Origin of the sequence: Candidatus Pantoea rara, assembly GCF_051136265.1 — a bacterium.
Lineage (GTDB): Bacteria > Pseudomonadota > Gammaproteobacteria > Enterobacterales > Enterobacteriaceae > Pantoea > Pantoea rara.
Map to the genome: position 1 here is coordinate 3486777 of NZ_CP194942.1, position 17265 is coordinate 3504041.

The 17265-nt window shown below is 56.7% G+C and carries 12 protein-coding genes; 7 read left to right on the forward strand and 5 right to left on the reverse strand.

Going from position 1 to position 17265, the window contains the following annotated elements; translation table 11 throughout:
* The first annotated feature begins 5 nt into the window (after positions 1-5).
* On the forward strand, positions 6-674 hold the full coding sequence (locus ACR8BF_RS16510) for a MarC family NAAT transporter (protein ID WP_292986307.1): 669 nt from the start codon (positions 6-8) through the stop codon (positions 672-674).
* A gap of 43 nt (positions 675-717) precedes the next feature.
* Here the strand turns inward: ACR8BF_RS16510 and ACR8BF_RS16515 are convergent, their stop codons facing one another.
* The 3 genes from ACR8BF_RS16515 to ACR8BF_RS16525 are packed head-to-tail and all read right to left on the reverse strand — an operon-like array spanning position 718 to position 4519.
* Positions 718-1980, reverse strand: coding sequence for a c-type cytochrome (locus tag ACR8BF_RS16515; RefSeq protein WP_179897453.1), 1263 nt, complete (start codon positions 1978-1980; stop codon positions 718-720).
* A 4-nt stretch (positions 1981-1984) separates the two neighbouring features.
* Positions 1985-3754: a GMC family oxidoreductase gene (locus ACR8BF_RS16520; RefSeq protein ID WP_135910279.1), complete on the reverse strand. Its 1770-nt coding sequence runs from the start codon at positions 3752-3754 to the stop codon at positions 1985-1987.
* 36 nt (positions 3755-3790) lie between these two features.
* Positions 3791-4519 carry a gluconate 2-dehydrogenase subunit 3 family protein gene (locus ACR8BF_RS16525; RefSeq protein WP_179897451.1) on the reverse strand — a complete coding sequence of 243 codons (729 nt, stop codon included), beginning with the start codon at positions 4517-4519 and terminating at the stop codon, positions 3791-3793.
* A gap of 689 nt (positions 4520-5208) precedes the next feature.
* On the opposite strand from ACR8BF_RS16525, the gene ACR8BF_RS16530 reads away from it, so the two are divergent.
* From ACR8BF_RS16530 to ACR8BF_RS16540, 3 genes are all read left to right on the forward strand, one after another.
* Positions 5209-6786: an ABC transporter substrate-binding protein gene (locus ACR8BF_RS16530; RefSeq protein ID WP_434745300.1), complete on the forward strand. Its 1578-nt coding sequence runs from the start codon at positions 5209-5211 to the stop codon at positions 6784-6786.
* A gap of 118 nt (positions 6787-6904) precedes the next feature.
* A complete protein-coding gene (locus tag ACR8BF_RS16535; RefSeq protein WP_314984811.1) occupies positions 6905-8407 on the forward strand; it encodes a DUF853 domain-containing protein in 1503 nt (500 codons plus the stop codon).
* A 26-nt stretch (positions 8408-8433) separates the two neighbouring features.
* Complete coding sequence (locus ACR8BF_RS16540; RefSeq protein ID WP_179897446.1) at positions 8434-9732, forward strand: DUF445 domain-containing protein; 1299 nt, start codon at positions 8434-8436, stop codon at positions 9730-9732.
* Positions 9733-9872: 140 nt separating this feature from the next.
* Here ACR8BF_RS16540 and lptG read toward each other — a convergent pair whose 3' ends face one another.
* Both lptG and lptF read right to left on the reverse strand, forming a co-directional pair.
* Positions 9873-10949 carry an LPS export ABC transporter permease LptG gene (gene lptG / locus ACR8BF_RS16545; protein ID WP_179897444.1) on the reverse strand — a complete coding sequence of 359 codons (1077 nt, stop codon included), beginning with the start codon at positions 10947-10949 and terminating at the stop codon, positions 9873-9875.
* Positions 10949-12049, reverse strand: coding sequence for an LPS export ABC transporter permease LptF (gene lptF / locus ACR8BF_RS16550; protein WP_179897442.1), 1101 nt, complete (start codon positions 12047-12049; stop codon positions 10949-10951). Before lptF ends, lptG begins: the two co-directional genes overlap by 1 nt.
* Positions 12050-12317: 268 nt before the next feature.
* On the opposite strand from lptF, the gene pepA reads away from it, so the two are divergent.
* From pepA to ACR8BF_RS16565, 3 genes are all read left to right on the forward strand, one after another.
* The gene (gene pepA / locus ACR8BF_RS16555; protein ID WP_434745301.1) at positions 12318-13829 is read left to right on the forward strand and encodes a leucyl aminopeptidase; all 1512 of its coding nucleotides are present in this window, start codon (positions 12318-12320) and stop codon (positions 13827-13829) included.
* 65 nt (positions 13830-13894) lie between these two features.
* On the forward strand, positions 13895-14353 hold the full coding sequence (locus ACR8BF_RS16560) for a DNA polymerase III subunit chi (RefSeq protein ID WP_090963995.1): 459 nt from the start codon (positions 13895-13897) through the stop codon (positions 14351-14353).
* A gap of 5 nt (positions 14354-14358) precedes the next feature.
* Complete coding sequence (locus ACR8BF_RS16565) at positions 14359-17214, forward strand: valine--tRNA ligase (RefSeq protein WP_292986341.1); 2856 nt, start codon at positions 14359-14361, stop codon at positions 17212-17214.
* Positions 17215-17265: the final 51 nt, after the last annotated feature.

Here is a 17265-nt window from a genome sequence, read left to right on the forward strand (position 1 = left end):
GGCACATGCTGGAGCTGATTAAAGCGATTAGCCTGGGGCTGGTGGTGATCCTGCCGCTCGCCAATCCGCTCACCACCGTGGCGCTGTTTTTAGGTCTGGCAGGTGAGATGAACTTCCAGGAGCGTAACCGCCAGGCGCGGCAGGCTTCTATCTATGTTTTCGCCATCATGATGGTGGCGTGGTATGCGGGCAGTGCGGTGCTGAATACTTTCGGCATCTCCATTCCTGGCCTGCGTATGGCGGGCGGCCTGATCGTTGCCTTTATCGGCTTCCGGATGCTGTTCCCGGCGAAGCCCGCAGGGCATTCGGTAGAAGCGAAGCAGAAACTGGATGAGCAGGAGGCAACCAAAGAACCGGTGAACATCGCCTTTGTGCCGCTGGCAATGCCGAGCACGGCGGGGCCAGGAACCATTGCGATGATCATCTCTTCCGCTTCGACGGTAAGAAGTGGCGTCGATTTTCCTGCCTGGGTGATTAGTGTCGCGCCAGTGCTGACCTTCCTGCTGGTGAGCCTGATTCTGTGGATCTCCCTGCGCAGTTCGGGTGCCATCATGAAGCTGGTGGGTAAAAGCGGCATTGAGGCGATCTCGCGCCTGATGGGATTTTTACTGGTCTGTATGGGCGTGCAGTTCATCATTAACGGCGTGCTGGAAGTGGTGCGCACCTTTCACTGATCCGGAATGTCCCCTCTGCTGACCGGCAGAGGGGACAGCTCAATTACTTCAGCGTTTTACGTACTTCAGCAACCTGATCTTTGCTCACCGCTGGCGCGGTGTTGCTCCAGCCCTGACGAATAAAGGTCGCGAGCTTTGCGACTTCATCATCATTCAGCCGCTGGGCAAAGCCCGGCATCGCCAGCTTCGAAGGGGCTTTTTCGGTCGAAGGCTGCTGCGCGCCCGCCAGAATGGTGTGGATCAAGCCGGTTGGATCGTTAGCATTGACGATGGTGGCCCCATCCAGCTCCGGGAAAATCCCAGGTGCGCCTTTGCCGGTCACGAAATGACAGGCACCGCAGTTATCCAGATAGAGACGCTCGCCTTCGCTGAGGTTCTTCGCGGCGGTGAGTTTCGCTTCCGTTGCCTGCTGCGCCTGCACGCTGAACGCCTGCAATGGCGGATTGCCGCCCAGGAACTTCAGGTAGGCCGCGATGGCTTTCAAATCGGCATCGGTCATGTGTGAGGTGCTGTGCTCAACCACCGAGGTCATCTCACCGCCCACTGCCGCTTTATCGTTACGGCCGGTCTGCAGATAATCCACGATTTCCTGCTCGCTCCAGTGCGGCACACCGCGCAGTGACGGCACATCCCAGTTGTTCAGGCTGCCGCCTGCCAGGAATTTATCGTCGCCGCTATCCAGCGCTTTCTCGTTCATGCCCAGACCGCGCGGCGTATGGCAGCTGCCGCAGTGGCCCAGACTCTCCACGATATAGGCACCGCGGTTAACCTCGGCTGACGCGCCACCAATCGGCTGGAACGGCTTGTCAGACGCGAACGCCCAGTTCCAGAACCGCATGCCCCAGCGCTGGCTGAACGGGAAGCTCAGATCGGTTTCCGGCGGCTGTTCTGCGCTTGGCTGCACGCCTTTCATGAAATAGGCGTAGAGCGCATGGATATCGGCATCGCTGATTTTGGCGTAGTCAGGATAAGGCATGGCCGGATAGAGATGCGATCCGTCCGGTAATACGCCTTTACGCACCGCGTCAGAGAACTGCTGCTCGCTGTAGTTGCCGATACCATGTTGCTTATCGGGCGTGATGTTGGTGGAGAAAATGGTGCCGAGGTTCGACTCAATCGCCAGTCCGCCTGAATAGGCCGGTTTGCCGGGCAGCGAGTGGCACGCCATGCAGTCGCCCAGCCGGGAAAGATATTCGCCCTGCTTAATCAGTTGCGCTTCATCTTCGGCGTGAACCGGCAGCGCAAATCCACTGGCCAGCAGCACCGCGTTGGCAAAAATAAAAGACTTCAGTTTCAGCTTATTCATGCGCTTATGCCTGTACCAGTGGGCCGGGATTTTTCAGGTAATGATCTTTGATCGCCTGAGCCGCCATCAGGGTAATCGCACCGATGGTGTCGGTCGGGTTCGCCTGGAAGTTCTGCGGGAAGGCGTTGCCACCCGGCACAAAGACGTTATGCACATCCCAGCTCTGCAGATACTTGTTGAGTGCCGAGGTTTTCGGGTTATCGCCCATCACTGCGCCGCCCACGTTATGGGTAGAGACATATTTAGTGAGATCGAAATCCGCGCCCATCGGCAGGAAGCTCATGCTCATGCTGTCCGGGTTCAGCTCTTTGGCAATGTTGCCGACGATGCCTTTCAGATGCTGCTGCAGCTTCAGCTCGTTCTCTTTCCAGTTAAACGTCATACGCAGCAGAGGCAGCCCGCGGTGATCGTTGTAGTTCGGATCGAGATCCAGATAGATATCGCGGTAAGACTGGCAGGTGGTGGTGATGCTGATCTTCATCGAATGACCGTACCACTCTTCCAGACCTTCCTTGTAGCCCATGCCCCAGGTCGGCGTGCCTTTTGGCAGCGCGGTGCTGATTGGCGTACCGGTCGCCTGTGAGCTGTGAATCTTCGCACCGCCCAGGAAGCCGAGCGAAGGACCGTCGAAGTTGCCTGGCGAGATATCGTTAAACATCTGGCCGGTCGCGCCCGCCGTGGCGTACGGATTGAAGTTTTTATCTTTGAAGAACAGCGTTGCGCCGCCGTTCGACAGGAACGCGTAGTTACGCCCTACCACACCCTCTTCGGTAATCGGGTTGTAAGGCTTGCCGATGCCGGAGAGCAGCATCAGACGCACGTTGTAGAGCTGGAAGCTGCTCAGCACTACGATCTTCGCTGGCTGGAAGCATTCGTTGCCCTGTGCATCAATGTAGATCACGCCTTTCGCGGTTTTCTTATCATCATTCAGCACGACCTTGATCACTTCCGCGTTCACTTCATAAGAGAAGTTCGGCATGCGCTTCAGCGAATCCATGACGGCAGTCTGCGGCGACGCTTTAGAGTAGTTCAGGCAGGGATATTTACTGCAGTAGCCGCAGTAGTTGCACGGCGCGATCTGGTTGCCGTACGGGTTTTTCCACGCACGCGACACACAGGCTGACGGGTTCGGGAACGGATGGTAACCGAGTTTGGTCGCCACCTCTTTGAACATCACGTTGTTCAGTGTGTCATCCAGCGCAGGCAGCGGATAAGGCTCAGAACGCGGGCCTTCAAACGGATCGCCGCCTTCCAGAATTTTGCCGCGCAGGTTGCCGGTGTTGCCCGACTGGCCGCAAATCAGTTCGAATTTGTAGTAATAAGGTTCGATCTCTTCCCAGCTGAACGGGAAGTCCATTACCCGCATATCATCCTGCAGAATGCCCGGCTTATACGCCTCGTCGACATAGGTCTTCAGTTTGATATCGGTTGGCGTCGGACGGATCAGTACCGCTGTCCAGTGCAGGCCAGAACCCCCTACGCCGGTGCCCGGTGCAAAGGCGCCCCATTTACGGGTGGGTAATGCGGTCTGGCTGCTGTTGTAGCGCACGGTGACCGCCACTTCGGCGGGCGTGGCAAACACTTTGTTGCGCACCGCATAGGCGTATTCATCCGCCGGTTTCGGGTAGGCGAACTCGTCGTAATCACGATCGCCGCCGCGCTCCAGCGCGCGCACGTCCAGACCGGCCAGCGCCAGCTCGATGCTCATCAGCGAGCCTGCCCAGCCGAGGCCGCAGACCACGACGTCGACTTCTTTTTTAGTAACCTGTGCCATGATAATCCTGTTTCAAATACCTGATGTGGAAGCGCGTTATGCGCGTTCACCTTTGATGCTGACCGGGCCGAGCGGATAAGGCACGTTGTGCTGTTTCACCCATTCGGTGAAGCTGGCACGCGCGCCCGGGAATCCGATGGCGATCCAGGCTTTCATGCCTTTATTACCGCCGTACATCGGGTCGGCCAGGTAGCCATGCTTGGTATCTGAAAGCAGCTGGCTGAAAAAGTGAGAAGGCTTAAGATCGGCTTCGCCCAGCGCGGCAAAGTCGATCTCATTTTTGTTTACCTGGGTCAGCACCGCATCTTTCTCTTCCAGCGTCAGCGCATGAAAGGCTTTCTGATGCGTGTTCTGCGACCACTGATTAATCAGCCGGATACCGGTCTGATACATCTGCTGAGGGCGGAACGGAATCTGATAACCCATGGTGGCTGGCGCCTGGGTATTAAAAGGCCCCTGCAGGTAGATTTCGCTGCCAAACGCTTCGCTGTGCAGCTGCTGATCGATAAAGATCGGCACGTTGGTTTCCAGCGCGCCCGGCGCTTTGCCTTTGCCGCCCGCCGGAATCAGACGGTCGGTGGCGGCCAGAATGAACTGCCACTCATCGGCACTAAAAAAAATGGGTTTGTAATCGGCTAACTCGGGTGCGGCCATCTCTGCAGCCTGTGCCGCAGTCATGCCTTTCAGGACCAGCTCACTTAATGGCAATGCCAGCAGTGAACCGAGCAAAAATTTACGCCTGGTGGTGGGTTTTTCTAACAGCATATCCGCACGACTCTCATCTGCTAAATACCCGCTTTATTTGTTATGGCGCAGTAAGGCAGAGTGCAGGCAGGAAACGCTCCGCAGAGGTTAACGCATACAACAAAGACCACGGCAGAACAGATAAGGGCGGGTAGAATTATGTATCGGTGACTAACGGAACCTATCGGTTAATAACCTGGTAATATTAGGGATATATGTGTGTCTGAATGTAAAAATTGAATTTAAAATGTGTCGATGTGAAAGTTTATCATGGTGTTGCGGAGAGGTTGCAGACAGGTAAAAGAATTACAGCGCGGGAATTGCAGCTAAAACCGCATAAACATCGGGTGCTTAGCCTTTATGACGCAGAATAGAGGGTTATTATTTTCGCCCTGTCATCATCACGCTGAATAACCGATAAAAAAATATCATACTTCCATACCAGAGAATGATTCTCATCGTTAACAGTATAGTTACTTCGATAGTCATACAATCAGACTGCGCGCAATTTGTGATCGGCTGAGTAAAACCGGCTTTATTTCGCCCGCTGCAAAATGACGATGAAATAATGACTGATCGTTATTATCTTGTTTTGTCTCTTTGCCTGAATCTCTACGCTAATAATTGTGCAAAGCTCATAACAAACCGGCATTTTGAGATTATCGGGCGCCCGATAGAGTAGAGCGATTAACGACTCAGGATAACTCCCGATGCGCAAAACGCGACTCTCACTCTCTTTATTCACTGCTCTGGCACTGGTTCATCCGGCCCATGCCGCCACGCCTGCTGACACGCTGGTGGTTGCCGTGCCACTTGATGGCATCATCAGTTTCGATCCGGCGGAAAGTTTTGAAACCATCAGTAACAGCAGCCTGCGCAATATCTACCAGACGCTGCTGGAGCCGGATCACCAGAACCCTCAGCAGCTCTCGCCACTGGCGGCCACGCGCTGGCAGGCCGGAAAAACGCCCCACAGCCTGGTGTTCGACCTCAATCCGCAGGCCCGCTTCGCCAGCGGCAATTCTCTGACCGCGCAGGATGTGGTGTTCTCATTAACCCGTGCGGTAAAACTCAACAAAGCGCCCTCTTTTATCCTCGGCGAATTTGGCTGGACGCCAGAAAATATCGACCAGCAGTTTACGGTGATCAACGACCACCAGCTTGCGCTGCGCTGGCCCGCTGAAATCGGCAGCGATCTGGCGCTGCGCCTGCTGACCGCGCCTGTCGCCTCCATCGTCGACAGCAAACTGGCGCAGGAGCACGCCAGCAGCAACGATTACGGCAATGCCTGGCTGAAGAACCACTCCGCTGGCAGTGCCGCCTATGCCATCAAACAGTTTGTGCCGCTGCAGGCGCTGGTGCTGGAGGCCAATCCTCACAGCAGCCAGAAGCCGTATCTGAAGCGCGTATTACTCAAGGGCGTGGCCGATCCCGGCAGCCGCCGTCTGTTGATCCAGCAGGGTGATGTCGATGTCGCCTGTCAGCTTGGCCCGGACCAGATTGCTGCGCTGAAAAATACTGCCAGTGTGCGTGTCGAGGCCTTTCCGTCCAGCCTGATTTACTACATCGGGCTTAACACCCAAAGCCCGCAACAACCCGCGCTGGGGAATCCGGCGCTGTGGCAGGCGGCTCGCTGGCTGGTTGACTATGACAGCCTGGCAAACCAGCTGCTGAAAGGTCAGTACCGTATCCATCAGAGCTTCCTGCCGGACGGCTTCGATGGTGCGCTGAACAGCACGCCGTTCCATTACGATCTGAAAAAAGCCCAGGCGATCCTGCAAAAAGGCGGCATTAAACCCGGCACGCATATCGCGCTGACGGTGGTGAATCAGCCGCCTTATATCGATGTGGCGCAGGCGCTGCAGGCAAGCTTTGCCAAAGCGGATGTGCAGCTCGATATCCAGCCGGTGGCGGAATCAGAGCTGTGGAGCAAAATGCGCAGCCGCAACTTCCAGGCAATATTCTCTTACTGGGGCGCGGACTATATCGACCCCAATACCAACGCCAGCACCTTTGCCTCAAATGTGCCAGGCGGCGGCAAAACCCTGGCGTGGCGCGTTGGCTGGTCCATTCCCGAACTCAGCGCCCAGACCCGCGCTGCCGCCGGAGAGGGCGACACCGTGAAACGTCGCAACCTCTACACCGGGCTGCAAACCCGCATCCAGCAGGATTCGCCGTTTATCGTCCTCTTACAGGGCGCAGTTCAGGTGGCAGTGCGCAGTAACCTCAGTCACCTGCAGCAGGGTATCGGTGTCAGCCTGCTTAATTTTGAAGAGGTGCAGAAGTAACTCTGATTCAGGCCGCTGCTTTACGGAGCCGCGGCCTTTTTTGGTGAATAGTTCTCCTCCTGTGCCGCCCCGGCTTGCTATCCTTCAGGCATAACCTTTAGCCTGAGAGTGGAAAATCATGACTTCCCCGCTACTGATTGCCCGGACGCCAGACGTCGAACTTCATCTGTTACCGCAAATGGCTAACCGTCATGGCCTCATCACCGGCGCGACCGGTACAGGTAAAACCGTCACGCTGCAGAAGCTGGCAGAATCGTTCTCCGCCAGTGGCGTGCCGGTCTTTATGGCCGACGTCAAAGGTGATTTGACCGGCGTGGCGATGGCGGGTCAGTCCGGTGAAAAGCTGCAGGAGAGACTGACAAAAATCGGCGTCACCGACTGGCAGCCGCAAGGTAATCCGGTCGTGCTGTGGGATATCTTCGGCGAGAAAGGTCATCCGGTGCGCGCCACCGTCTCCGATCTTGGGCCGCTGCTGCTGGCGCGACTGCTAAACCTGAATGAAGTGCAGAGCGGCGTCCTGCAGATTATTTTCCGCATCGCCGATGACCAGGGTTTGCTGCTGCTGGATTTTAAAGACCTGCGCGCCATGACCCGATACATCGGCGACAACGCCAAAAGCTTCCAGACCCATTATGGCAACATCAATAGCGCCTCGGTCGGCGCGATCCAGCGCGGCTTACTGACGCTGGAGCAACAGGGTGCGGAACACTTCTTTGGTGAACCGATGCTGGATATCGCCGACTGGATGCGCGTCGACAGCAACGGCAAAGGCGTCATCAACATCCTCTCTGCGGAGAAGCTCTATCAGATGCCGAAACTCTACGCCACCAGCCTGTTGTGGCTGCTGTCGGAGCTTTACGAACATCTGCCGGAAGCAGGCGATCTCGATCAGCCAAAGCTGGTGTTCTTCTTTGATGAGGCGCATCTGCTGTTTACCGACGCACCTGCGGTGCTGCTGGAGAAAATCGAACAGGTGATGCGGCTGATCCGCTCCAAAGGCGTCGGCGTCTGGTTTGTTACCCAGAATCCAGGAGATATTCCCGATCGGGTGCTGGGCCAGCTTGGCAACCGCGTCCAGCATGCCCTGCGCGCCTTCACCCCCAGCGATCAGAAAGCGGTGAAAACGGCCGCCGATACGCTGCGCGCCAACCCGGCGTTTGACAGTGTTGAGGCAATTCAGGCGCTGGGTACGGGCGAAGCGCTAATCTCCTTCCTGGATGCCAAAGGCAGCCCGTCGGTCGTGGAACGCGCCATGGTGATTGCGCCCGGCTCGCGCATGGGCCCGGTCACTGGCGATGAACGTAACGGTCTGATCAATCATTCCCCGCTGTATGGCAAATATGACACTGAAGTCGATCGCGAATCGGCGTTTGAAACGTTGCAAAAAGGCTTCCAGGCCGCCAGCGATGAGGCCAGCGCACCACCGGCCAAAGGCGATGATGTCGCGGTCGATAATGGCATTCTCGGTGGTCTGAAAGAGATTTTATTTGGCCGCACCGGCCCACGCGGCGGTAAACACGACGGCGTAGTGCAGACCATGGCGAAAAGCGCCACGCGTCAGATTACCAATCAGATCATCCGTGGGGTACTCGGCAGCCTGCTGGGTGGCCGTCGCCGATGAGCCCGGCTCTCTGCTAAGATCAGGTTATGGATAAACAACACGAACTCAATCGGATGAAACGTCTGGCGCTGCTGCTGTTGCTGCTCGCCGCTGCGACGTTCATCGTCACCCTTTTCCTGCCACCCGGCTTCTGGGTCAGCGGCGTAAAAGCGATAGCGGAGGCCGCGATGGTCGGCGCGCTGGCAGACTGGTTTGCGGTGGTGGCGCTGTTCCGGCGCGTGCCGGTGCCCTTCATCTCGCGCCATACCGCCATCATCCCGCGCAACAAAGATCGTATCGGCGAAAACCTCGGGCGCTTTGTGCAGGAGAAGTTTCTTGATACCGATTCACTGCTGAATCTCATTCGCCGTCACGATCCTTCAAACCTGCTGGCGCAGTGGCTGAATGCGCCGGGCAACGCGGACCGCATCGGTCGCCATCTGCTTCAGGTGATGCGTGGCTTCCTCGATCTGACCGATGACGCACGTATCCAGACCTTTATGCGCCGCGCCGTACATCGTGCGATCGACAAGGTCGATCTCAGCCAGACCAGTGCCATGGTGCTGGAGAGCCTGACCAAAAATAACCGTCATCAGGCGCTGCTGGACGCGGCCATCGAACAGCTGCTGAAGCTGCTGCATAAACCCGCAACTCGCGAGTTCATTGCCATGCAGCTGGTGCGCTGGCTGAAACGCGAACATCCTATCAAAGCCAAAATGTTGCCGACCGAATGGCTGGGCGAGCACAGTGCAGAACTGGTGGCAAACGCGGTCGATTCGCTGCTGGATGATGTGGCGCTGGATCAGGGCCATGAGCTGCGTCTCGGTTTCAATCGGGCGGTCGACAAGCTGATCGTTAAATTGCAGAACGACCCGGAAATGGCCGAGCGCGCCGAAGAGATCAAAGGCTGGCTGAAAGAGGATGTCTCATTCAACCGCTACATCGGCGAGCTGTGGAATGACATGCGCAACTGGCTCAAGGCGGATCTCAGCAGTGATGATTCACGGGTGCAGGAGAAAGTGCGCGGTGCGGCCCTGTGGCTGGGCGAAACCCTGGCAGCCGACCCGGCGCTGCGTGATTCAATGAACCAGCATCTGGAGCAGGCGGCGCGCAGTGTTGCGCCTGAGTTCGCCAGCTTCCTGACGCGACATATCAGCGACACCGTAAAGAGCTGGGATGCGCGCGATATGTCGCAGCAGATCGAACTCAATATCGGCAAAGACCTGCAGTTTATCCGCATCAACGGCACGCTGGTGGGCGGCACCATCGGGCTGATTCTTTATCTGCTGTCGCAGTTGCCCGCTGCCCTGCCTGCACTGTCAGGCTGGATAAGCAGTGTGACCTGAAGCCGCTCCACGCGACTGAAACCGCTACGCACAGCCGATGCACAAACGTAAAGTGATGGGAGTAGCAAAGCATCGCGGGCCATTACTCGGGTCACAAAAAAGGCCGCTTGCGCGGCCTTTTTTTACTGCATTTACTGCGCTTAGCGCCGCTTAATCAACATAAACATACTGATCGCGAAGAACGCAAAGCTCGGCAGAATTGCGCCCAGAATCGGTGGCAGCCCGTAAACCAGACTCAGCGGACCGAAAATCTGGTCCAGCACGTAGAACAGGAAGCCAAAGCTGATACCGGTCACTACACGTACACCCATCGACACGCTGCGCAGCGGACCAAAGATAAACGACAGCGCCATCAGCATCATCACCGCCACCGACAGCGGCTGGAAAATCTTGCTCCACATATTCAGCTGATAACGTCCCGCTTCCTGACCACTCTGCTTCAGATATTTACTGTAGCTATGCAGACCGCGAATCGATAATGCATCAGGATCGAGCGCGACCACACCCAGCTTGTCGGGCGTCAGATTGGTTTTCCATTCGCCACTCAGGCTCTGCGAACCGGTAATCTGCTTCGGATCGGTGAGGTTCGACTCATCGACCTGCGACAGCATCCAGCGCTTCTTTGCCGCATCCCAGGTCGCCGTCGCCGCGTAACGCACACTCTGCAGACGACGCTGATCGTTAAAGCTGTAGATGCTCACGCCATCAATTTCGTTGTCACCTTTAATGCGCTCGATAAAGATAAAGTTATTACCATCTTTCGCCCACAGACCATTCTGGGTCGAGACCAGTGCGCCGCCGTAAAGCTGCTGCGCCCGGTAGTTGCGCGCCATCTGCTCGCCCGACGGCGCGACAAACTCACCAATCGCCATAGTCAGCAGAACCAGCGGAATCGCCGTTTTCATTACTGAAAGCGCCACCTGCATGCGGGTAAAGCCTGCCGCCTGCATCACCACCAGCTCACTGCGCTGCGCCAGCGCGCCCAGTCCCAGCAGCGCGCCCAGCAGGGCCGCCATCGGGAAGAAAATCTCAATATCTTTGGGCACGCTCAACAGGGTGTAATAACCGGCACTCAGGGCGCTATAGCTGCCCTGACCGGTCTTACGCAGCTGATCAACGAACTTGATGATGCCGGACAGCGACACCAGCATGAACAGCGTCAGCATGATGGTATTGAAGATGGTTTTACCGATATAGCGGTCAAGTACGCGAAACATCAGACCGACCCTCCGCGGGTAAAGCGGGCGCGAATCCGACGCATCGGCACGGTATCCCACAGGTTAAGGAGCACCGCCAGCACCAGATAACTGATATTCACCACCCACATCCAGATAGCCGGATCGAGGCGCCCTTTTGCTCCGCTTGACTTCAGCGAGCTCTGCAACAGGAAGAAGATCAGATAAAGCAGCATGGCAGGCAGCATCGACAGCACGCGTCCCTGACGTGGGTTCACCACGCTGAGCGGCACCACCATCAGCGCCATCACCAGCACCGCAAATACCAGCGTCAGACGCCAGTGCAACTCGGCCTGGAAATCAGGTGTCTTGTTCGCGAACAGATCGGTCATGCTCGCCTGCTCTGCATCGTTAGGATCGAGCGTTGCCGCTTTATATCCCACAATGGCCTGATAGTTGGTGAAGTCGGTGATACGGAAGTCACGCAGCAGTGCCGTGCCCTCAAAGCGGGTGCCTTTATCCAGCGTTACCACCTGCGAGCCATCTTTATGCTGCTCCATGTGACCGCTGTCAGCCAGCACCACCGAAGGACGCGCGTTACCTTTAGGCCGTAACTGCGCCAGGAACACGTTACCAAAGTGGTTGCCCTTCACATTCTCGACAAACAGCACGGCGCTGCCGTCGCTGGAGGTCTGGAACTGTCCGGCGGCCATTGCTGCCGCACCCGGGTTCGCTTTGGCGTTCTGCGTCACTTCATCCTGATAACGGGATGACCACGGTCCCAGCCAGATAACGTTCACTGCCGCCACCACCGAGGTAAACAGCATCAGAACCATCGCCGCTTTAACCAGGACAGCCTTACTCAGGCCGCAGGCGTGCATCACGGTAATTTCACTTTCCGTGTAGAGACGCCCCAGCGTCATCAGGATCGCCAGAAACAGACTTAAGGGCAGTATAAGTTGTGCCATTTGAGGCACACCGAGTCCTAACAACGTCAGAACGAGGTTTGTCGGCACTTCGCCATCCACCGCGGCACCCAGTATCCTGACCAGCTTCTGACAAAAGAAGATGAGTAGCAGGATAAAGAGGATAGCCAGCTGGCTTTTGAGCGTTTCCCGAACCAGATATCTAATGATGATCACGCTTAGTACGCCTGTGAAAACTTGTCTTTTTGCAGGAAAATCGCTAGTTTCAACGCTTATCAGCCATTTTTCTTCATCAATGGCCGTCGCCGTAGCTAAATTTGTATGAAAAACGCGTCCGGGTGGTGAAAAAACAACATCTTGTCACCCTGATTCATTATGACCTCCAGCAGCAGAATGTCATGCTGCGACGATGAATAAATGGGTCATGAGCGCGCTACATTCTAGCGGCAGCAGCGGCCGTTGTCTTTAAGATTCAGGAGAGTGCATGGAGTTCAGTGTAAAAAGCGGAAGCCCGGAAAAACAGCGCAGTGCCTGCATTGTCGTTGGCGTTTTCGAACCGCGTCGTCTGTCACCGATTGCCGAACAGCTGGATAAAATCAGCGACGGCTATATCAGCGCCCTGCTGCGCCGCGGCGAGCTGGAAGGAAAAGTGGGCCAGACACTGCTGCTGCATCATGTGCCAAATATCCTGTCCGAGCGTATTCTGCTAATTGGCTGCGGTAAAGAGCGTGAGCTGGATGAACGCCAGTACAAGCAGGTCATTCAGAAAACCATTAACACGCTGAACGACACCGGCTCCATGGAAGCGGTCTGCTTCCTGACCGAGTTGCATGTCAAAGGCCGCAATACCTACTGGAAAGTGCGTCAGGCGGTGGAGACCTCCAAAGAGGCGCTCTACAACTTTGACCAGCTGAAAAGTAATAAAGCAGAGCCACGTCGTCCGTTACGCAAGCTGGTGTTTAACGTGCCGACACGCCGTGAACTGACCAGCGGCGAACGGGCGATCCAGCATGGGTTAGCGGTCGCGGCCGGCATGAAAGCGGCTAAAGACCTCGGCAATATGCCGCCCAATATCTGTAACGCCGCTTATCTGGCGTCACAGGCGCGCCAGCTGGCCGACAACTTCAGCAAAAATGTCACGACCCGTGTGATCGGCGAACAGCAGATGAAAGAGCTGGGCATGAACGCCTATCTCGCCGTTGGTGCCGGTTCGCAGAACGAATCGCTGATGTCGGTGATTGAATACAAAGGCAATCCGGATGCGGAAGCGCGGCCGATTGTGCTGGTGGGTAAAGGGCTGACCTTTGACTCCGGCGGCATCTCCATTAAGCCTGCCGACAGCATGGACGAAATGAAGTATGACATGTGTGGCGCGGCTACCGTCTATGGCGTGATGCGTATGGTGGCCGAGCTGAATCTGCCGCTGAACGTGGTGGGCGTGCTGGCGGGCTGTGAAAACATGCCGGATGGCCGCTCAATGCGTCCGGGCGACGTGCTGACCACCATGTCTGGCCAGACGGTTGAAGTGCTGAACACCGACGCTGAAGGCCGCCTGGTCCTGTGCGATGCGCTGACCTATGTTGAACGTTTCGACCCGGAAGTGGTGATTGACGTGGCGACGCTGACCGGAGCCTGCGTGATTGCGCTGGGCCATCACATCAGCGGCCTGCTGTCGAACCACAATCCGCTGGCGCATGAGCTGATCAGCGCCTCCGAGCAGTCAGGCGATCGCGCCTGGCGTCTGCCGATGGCGGATGAGTTCCAGGAGCAGCTGGAGTCCAACTTTGCCGATATGGCGAACATTGGTGGCCGTCCTGGGGGTACAATTACCGCCGCCTGCTTCCTGGCACGCTTTGCCCGCAAATATAACTGGGCACATCTGGACATCGCCGGTACCGCCTGGCGTTCCGGCAAGGCCAAAGGCGCCACCGGACGACCGGTGCCGATGCTGTCGCAGTTTCTGTTGAATCGGGCAGGATTGAACGGCGACGACTAAGCGCCCTCTTTCCTGACAGCAAGGGCGGATCTGATTCCGCCCTTGATCTTCTGATGAGCTAACCGATGAAAAACGCAACCTTCTACGTGCTGGAAACCGATGCCCCAAGCGATGGCCTTAGCGCCGTTGAAGCGCTGGTGTGCAATCTGGCGGAAACACGCTGGCGGGCCGGAAAGCGGGTGTTGATCGCCTGCGAAGATGAGCAGCAAGCCATTCGTCTCGATGAAGCGCTGTGGCAACGACCGGCAAATGCCTTCGTGCCGCACAACCTGGCGGGTGAAGGCCCGCGCTACGGTGCACCGGTCGAACTGGCCTGGCCACAGCGTCGCGGCAGTTCACAGCGCGATCTGCTGATTAGCCTGCTGCCCCACTTCGCAGATTTTGCTACTGCTTTCCATGAAGTGATAGACTTCGTTCCTTACGAAGACGCTCTCAAACAACTGGCGCGCGACCGCTACAAAGCGTATCGCAGCGTTGGATTCCAATTGAATACGGCAGCGCCACCACAGCCGCAAACGACATAGCAGAAATGGAAAAGACATATAACCCGCAAGATATCGAGCAGCCGCTTTACGAGCATTGGGAAAAGCAGGGCTACTTTAAACCGAATGGCGATACCAGCCAGGAAAGCTTTTGCATCATGATCCCGCCGCCGAACGTCACCGGTAGCTTGCACATGGGTCACGCCTTCCAGCAAACCATCATGGACACCATGATCCGCTACCAGCGCATGCAGGGGAAAAATACCCTGTGGCAGGCCGGTACTGACCACGCGGGCATCGCCACGCAGATGGTGGTTGAGCGCAAAATTGCGGCTGAAGAGGGCAAGACGCGCCAGGACTATGGCCGTGATGCGTTCATCGACAAAATCTGGCAGTGGAAAGCAGAATCCGGCGGCACCATTACCCGCCAGATGCGCCGTCTGGGTAACTCCGTCGACTGGGAGCGCGAACGCTTCACCATGGACGATGGCCTTTCCAACGCCGTTAAAGAGGTGTTTGTTCGCCTCTACAAAGAGAACCTGATCTACCGTGGCAAACGCCTGGTAAACTGGGATCCTAAGCTGCGCACGGCGATCTCCGATCTGGAAGTGGAAAACCGCGAGAGCAAAGGCTCAATGTGGCATATCCGCTATCCGCTGGCTGACGGCGCAAAAACCGCCGACGGTAAAGATTATCTGGTTGTTGCCACCACCCGTCCGGAAACCCTGCTGGGCGATACCGGCGTGGCCGTTAACCCGGAAGATCCACGCTATAAAGATCTGATCGGCAAATTCGTGATGCTGCCGCTGGTTGGCCGTCTGATTCCGATCGTTGGCGACGAACACGCTGACATGGAAAAAGGCACCGGCTGCGTCAAGATCACCCCGGCGCATGACTTCAACGACTATGAAGTCGGTCGTCGTCATAAGCTGCCAATGATCAACATCCTGACCTTCGATGGTGATATCCGCGACCGCGCCCAGGTATATGACACCAACGGCGAAGCCAGCGATGCCTGTTCCGATGAGATCCCGGCGGCTTTCCAGAACATGGAACGCTTCGCAGCGCGCAAAGCAATTGTCGCCGCTGTCGATGAACTTGGCCTGCTTGAAGAGATCAAACCGCACGACCTGACCGTACCTTACGGCGACCGTGGCGGCGTGGTTATCGAGCCGATGCTGACCGACCAGTGGTATGTGCGTACCGCCCCGCTGGCGAAAGTCGCGGTTGAAGCTGTAGAGAATGGCGACATTCAGTTCGTGCCGAAGCAGTACGAAAACATGTACTTCTCCTGGATGCGCGATATTCAGGACTGGTGTATTTCCCGTCAGCTCTGGTGGGGTCACCGCATTCCGGCGTGGTACGACGACAACGGTAACGTCTACGTTGGCCGTACCGAAGATGACGTCCGTGCCGAGAACAACCTGGCCGCCGATGTGGCGCTGCGTCAGGATGATGACGTGCTGGACACCTGGTTCTCTTCAGGTCTGTGGACCTTCTCCACGCTGGGCTGGCCGGAAAACACCGAAGCGCTGCGTACCTTCCATCCGACCAGCGTACTGGTCAGCGGCTTCGACATCATCTTCTTCTGGATTGCCCGCATGATCATGCTGACCATGCACTTCATCAAAGATGAAAACGGCAAACCGCAGGTGCCGTTTAAAACCGTCTACATGACCGGTCTGATCCGTGATGAAGAGGGTCAGAAAATGTCGAAATCCAAGGGTAACGTGATTGACCCGCTGGATATGGTCGACGGCATTTCGCTGGAAGCGCTGCTGGAAAAACGCACCGGCAACATGATGCAGCCACAGCTGGCCGAGAAGATCCGCAAACGTACCGAGAAGCAGTTCCCGGACGGCATCGAGCCATCAGGCACCGATGCGCTGCGTTTCACTCTGGCGGCGCTGGCCTCAACCGGTCGCGACATCAACTGGGACATGAAGCGCCTGGAAGGGTATCGCAACTTCTGTAACAAGCTGTGGAATGCCAGCCGCTTTGTGCTGATGAACACCGAAGACCAGGATTGCGGACAGAACGGCGGCGACATGACGCTGTCGCTGGCAGATCGCTGGATCCTGACCGAGTTCAACAACACGGTGAAAGCGTACCGTGAAGCGCTGGATAGCTATCGTTTCGATATCGCGGCTAACCTGCTGTATGACTTCACCTGGAACCAGTTCTGCGACTGGTATCTGGAGCTGACCAAACCGGTGATGAACAGCGGCAATGAAGCTGAACTGCGTGGCACGCGTCATACGCTGGTTCACGTGCTGGAAGCGCTGCTGCGTCTGGCACACCCGATCATTCCGTTTATCACTGAAACCATCTGGCAGCGCGTGAAGGGACTGAAAAATATCAGCGACGACACCATTATGCTGCAGCCTTTCCCGCAGTATGATGCGGCGAAAGAAGATGCCGAAGCGAAAGCGGACATTGAGTGGATGAAGCAGGCGATCGTTGCGGTGCGTAATATCCGTGCCGAAATGAATATCGCGCTGAGCAAACCGCTGGATGTGCTGCTACGTGACTGCTCACCTGCGGCGCTGCGTCGCGTTGAAGCTAACCGCAACTTCCTGTCGCGCCTGGCGCGTCTGGAAAGCCTGACCATTCTGCCTGCGGGCGAGAAAGGCCCGGTGTCGGTGACCAAACTGGTTGAAGGCGCAGAGCTGCTGATCCCAATGGCGGATCTGGTGGATAAAACCGCCGAGCTGGAGCGTCTGGCCAAAGAGCTGGTTAAGCTGGACGTGGAAATCGAGAAGATCGAGACCAAACTGGCGAACGAAGGCTTTGTTTCGCGCGCGCCGGAAGCGGTCGTCGCGAAAGAGCGCGAACGCGTGGCAGACCTGCAACAATCAAAAGCAAAACTGATTGAACAGCAGGCGGTCATTGCGGCATTGTAAGCGTCTTAGCTGACAGCTTATTCATAAAGCCGGGCTTGCCCGGCTTTTTTA

Coding starts and splice junctions, on each gene's coding strand:
- ACR8BF_RS16510 (WP_292986307.1), top strand. CDS start 6: ATGCTGGAGCTGATTAAAGCGATTAGCCTGGGGCTGGTGGTGATCCTG.
- ACR8BF_RS16515 (WP_179897453.1), bottom strand. CDS start 1,980: ATGAATAAGCTGAAACTGAAGTCTTTTATTTTTGCCAACGCGGTGCTG.
- ACR8BF_RS16520 (WP_135910279.1), bottom strand. CDS start 3,754: ATGGCACAGGTTACTAAAAAAGAAGTCGACGTCGTGGTCTGCGGCCTC.
- ACR8BF_RS16525 (WP_179897451.1), bottom strand. CDS start 4,519: ATGCTGTTAGAAAAACCCACCACCAGGCGTAAATTTTTGCTCGGTTCA.
- ACR8BF_RS16530 (WP_434745300.1), top strand. CDS start 5,209: ATGCGCAAAACGCGACTCTCACTCTCTTTATTCACTGCTCTGGCACTG.
- ACR8BF_RS16535 (WP_314984811.1), top strand. CDS start 6,905: ATGACTTCCCCGCTACTGATTGCCCGGACGCCAGACGTCGAACTTCAT.
- ACR8BF_RS16540 (WP_179897446.1), top strand. CDS start 8,434: ATGGATAAACAACACGAACTCAATCGGATGAAACGTCTGGCGCTGCTG.
- lptG (WP_179897444.1), bottom strand. CDS start 10,949: ATGTTTCGCGTACTTGACCGCTATATCGGTAAAACCATCTTCAATACC.
- pepA (WP_434745301.1), top strand. CDS start 12,318: ATGGAGTTCAGTGTAAAAAGCGGAAGCCCGGAAAAACAGCGCAGTGCC.
- ACR8BF_RS16560 (WP_090963995.1), top strand. CDS start 13,895: ATGAAAAACGCAACCTTCTACGTGCTGGAAACCGATGCCCCAAGCGAT.
- ACR8BF_RS16565 (WP_292986341.1), top strand. CDS start 14,359: ATGGAAAAGACATATAACCCGCAAGATATCGAGCAGCCGCTTTACGAG.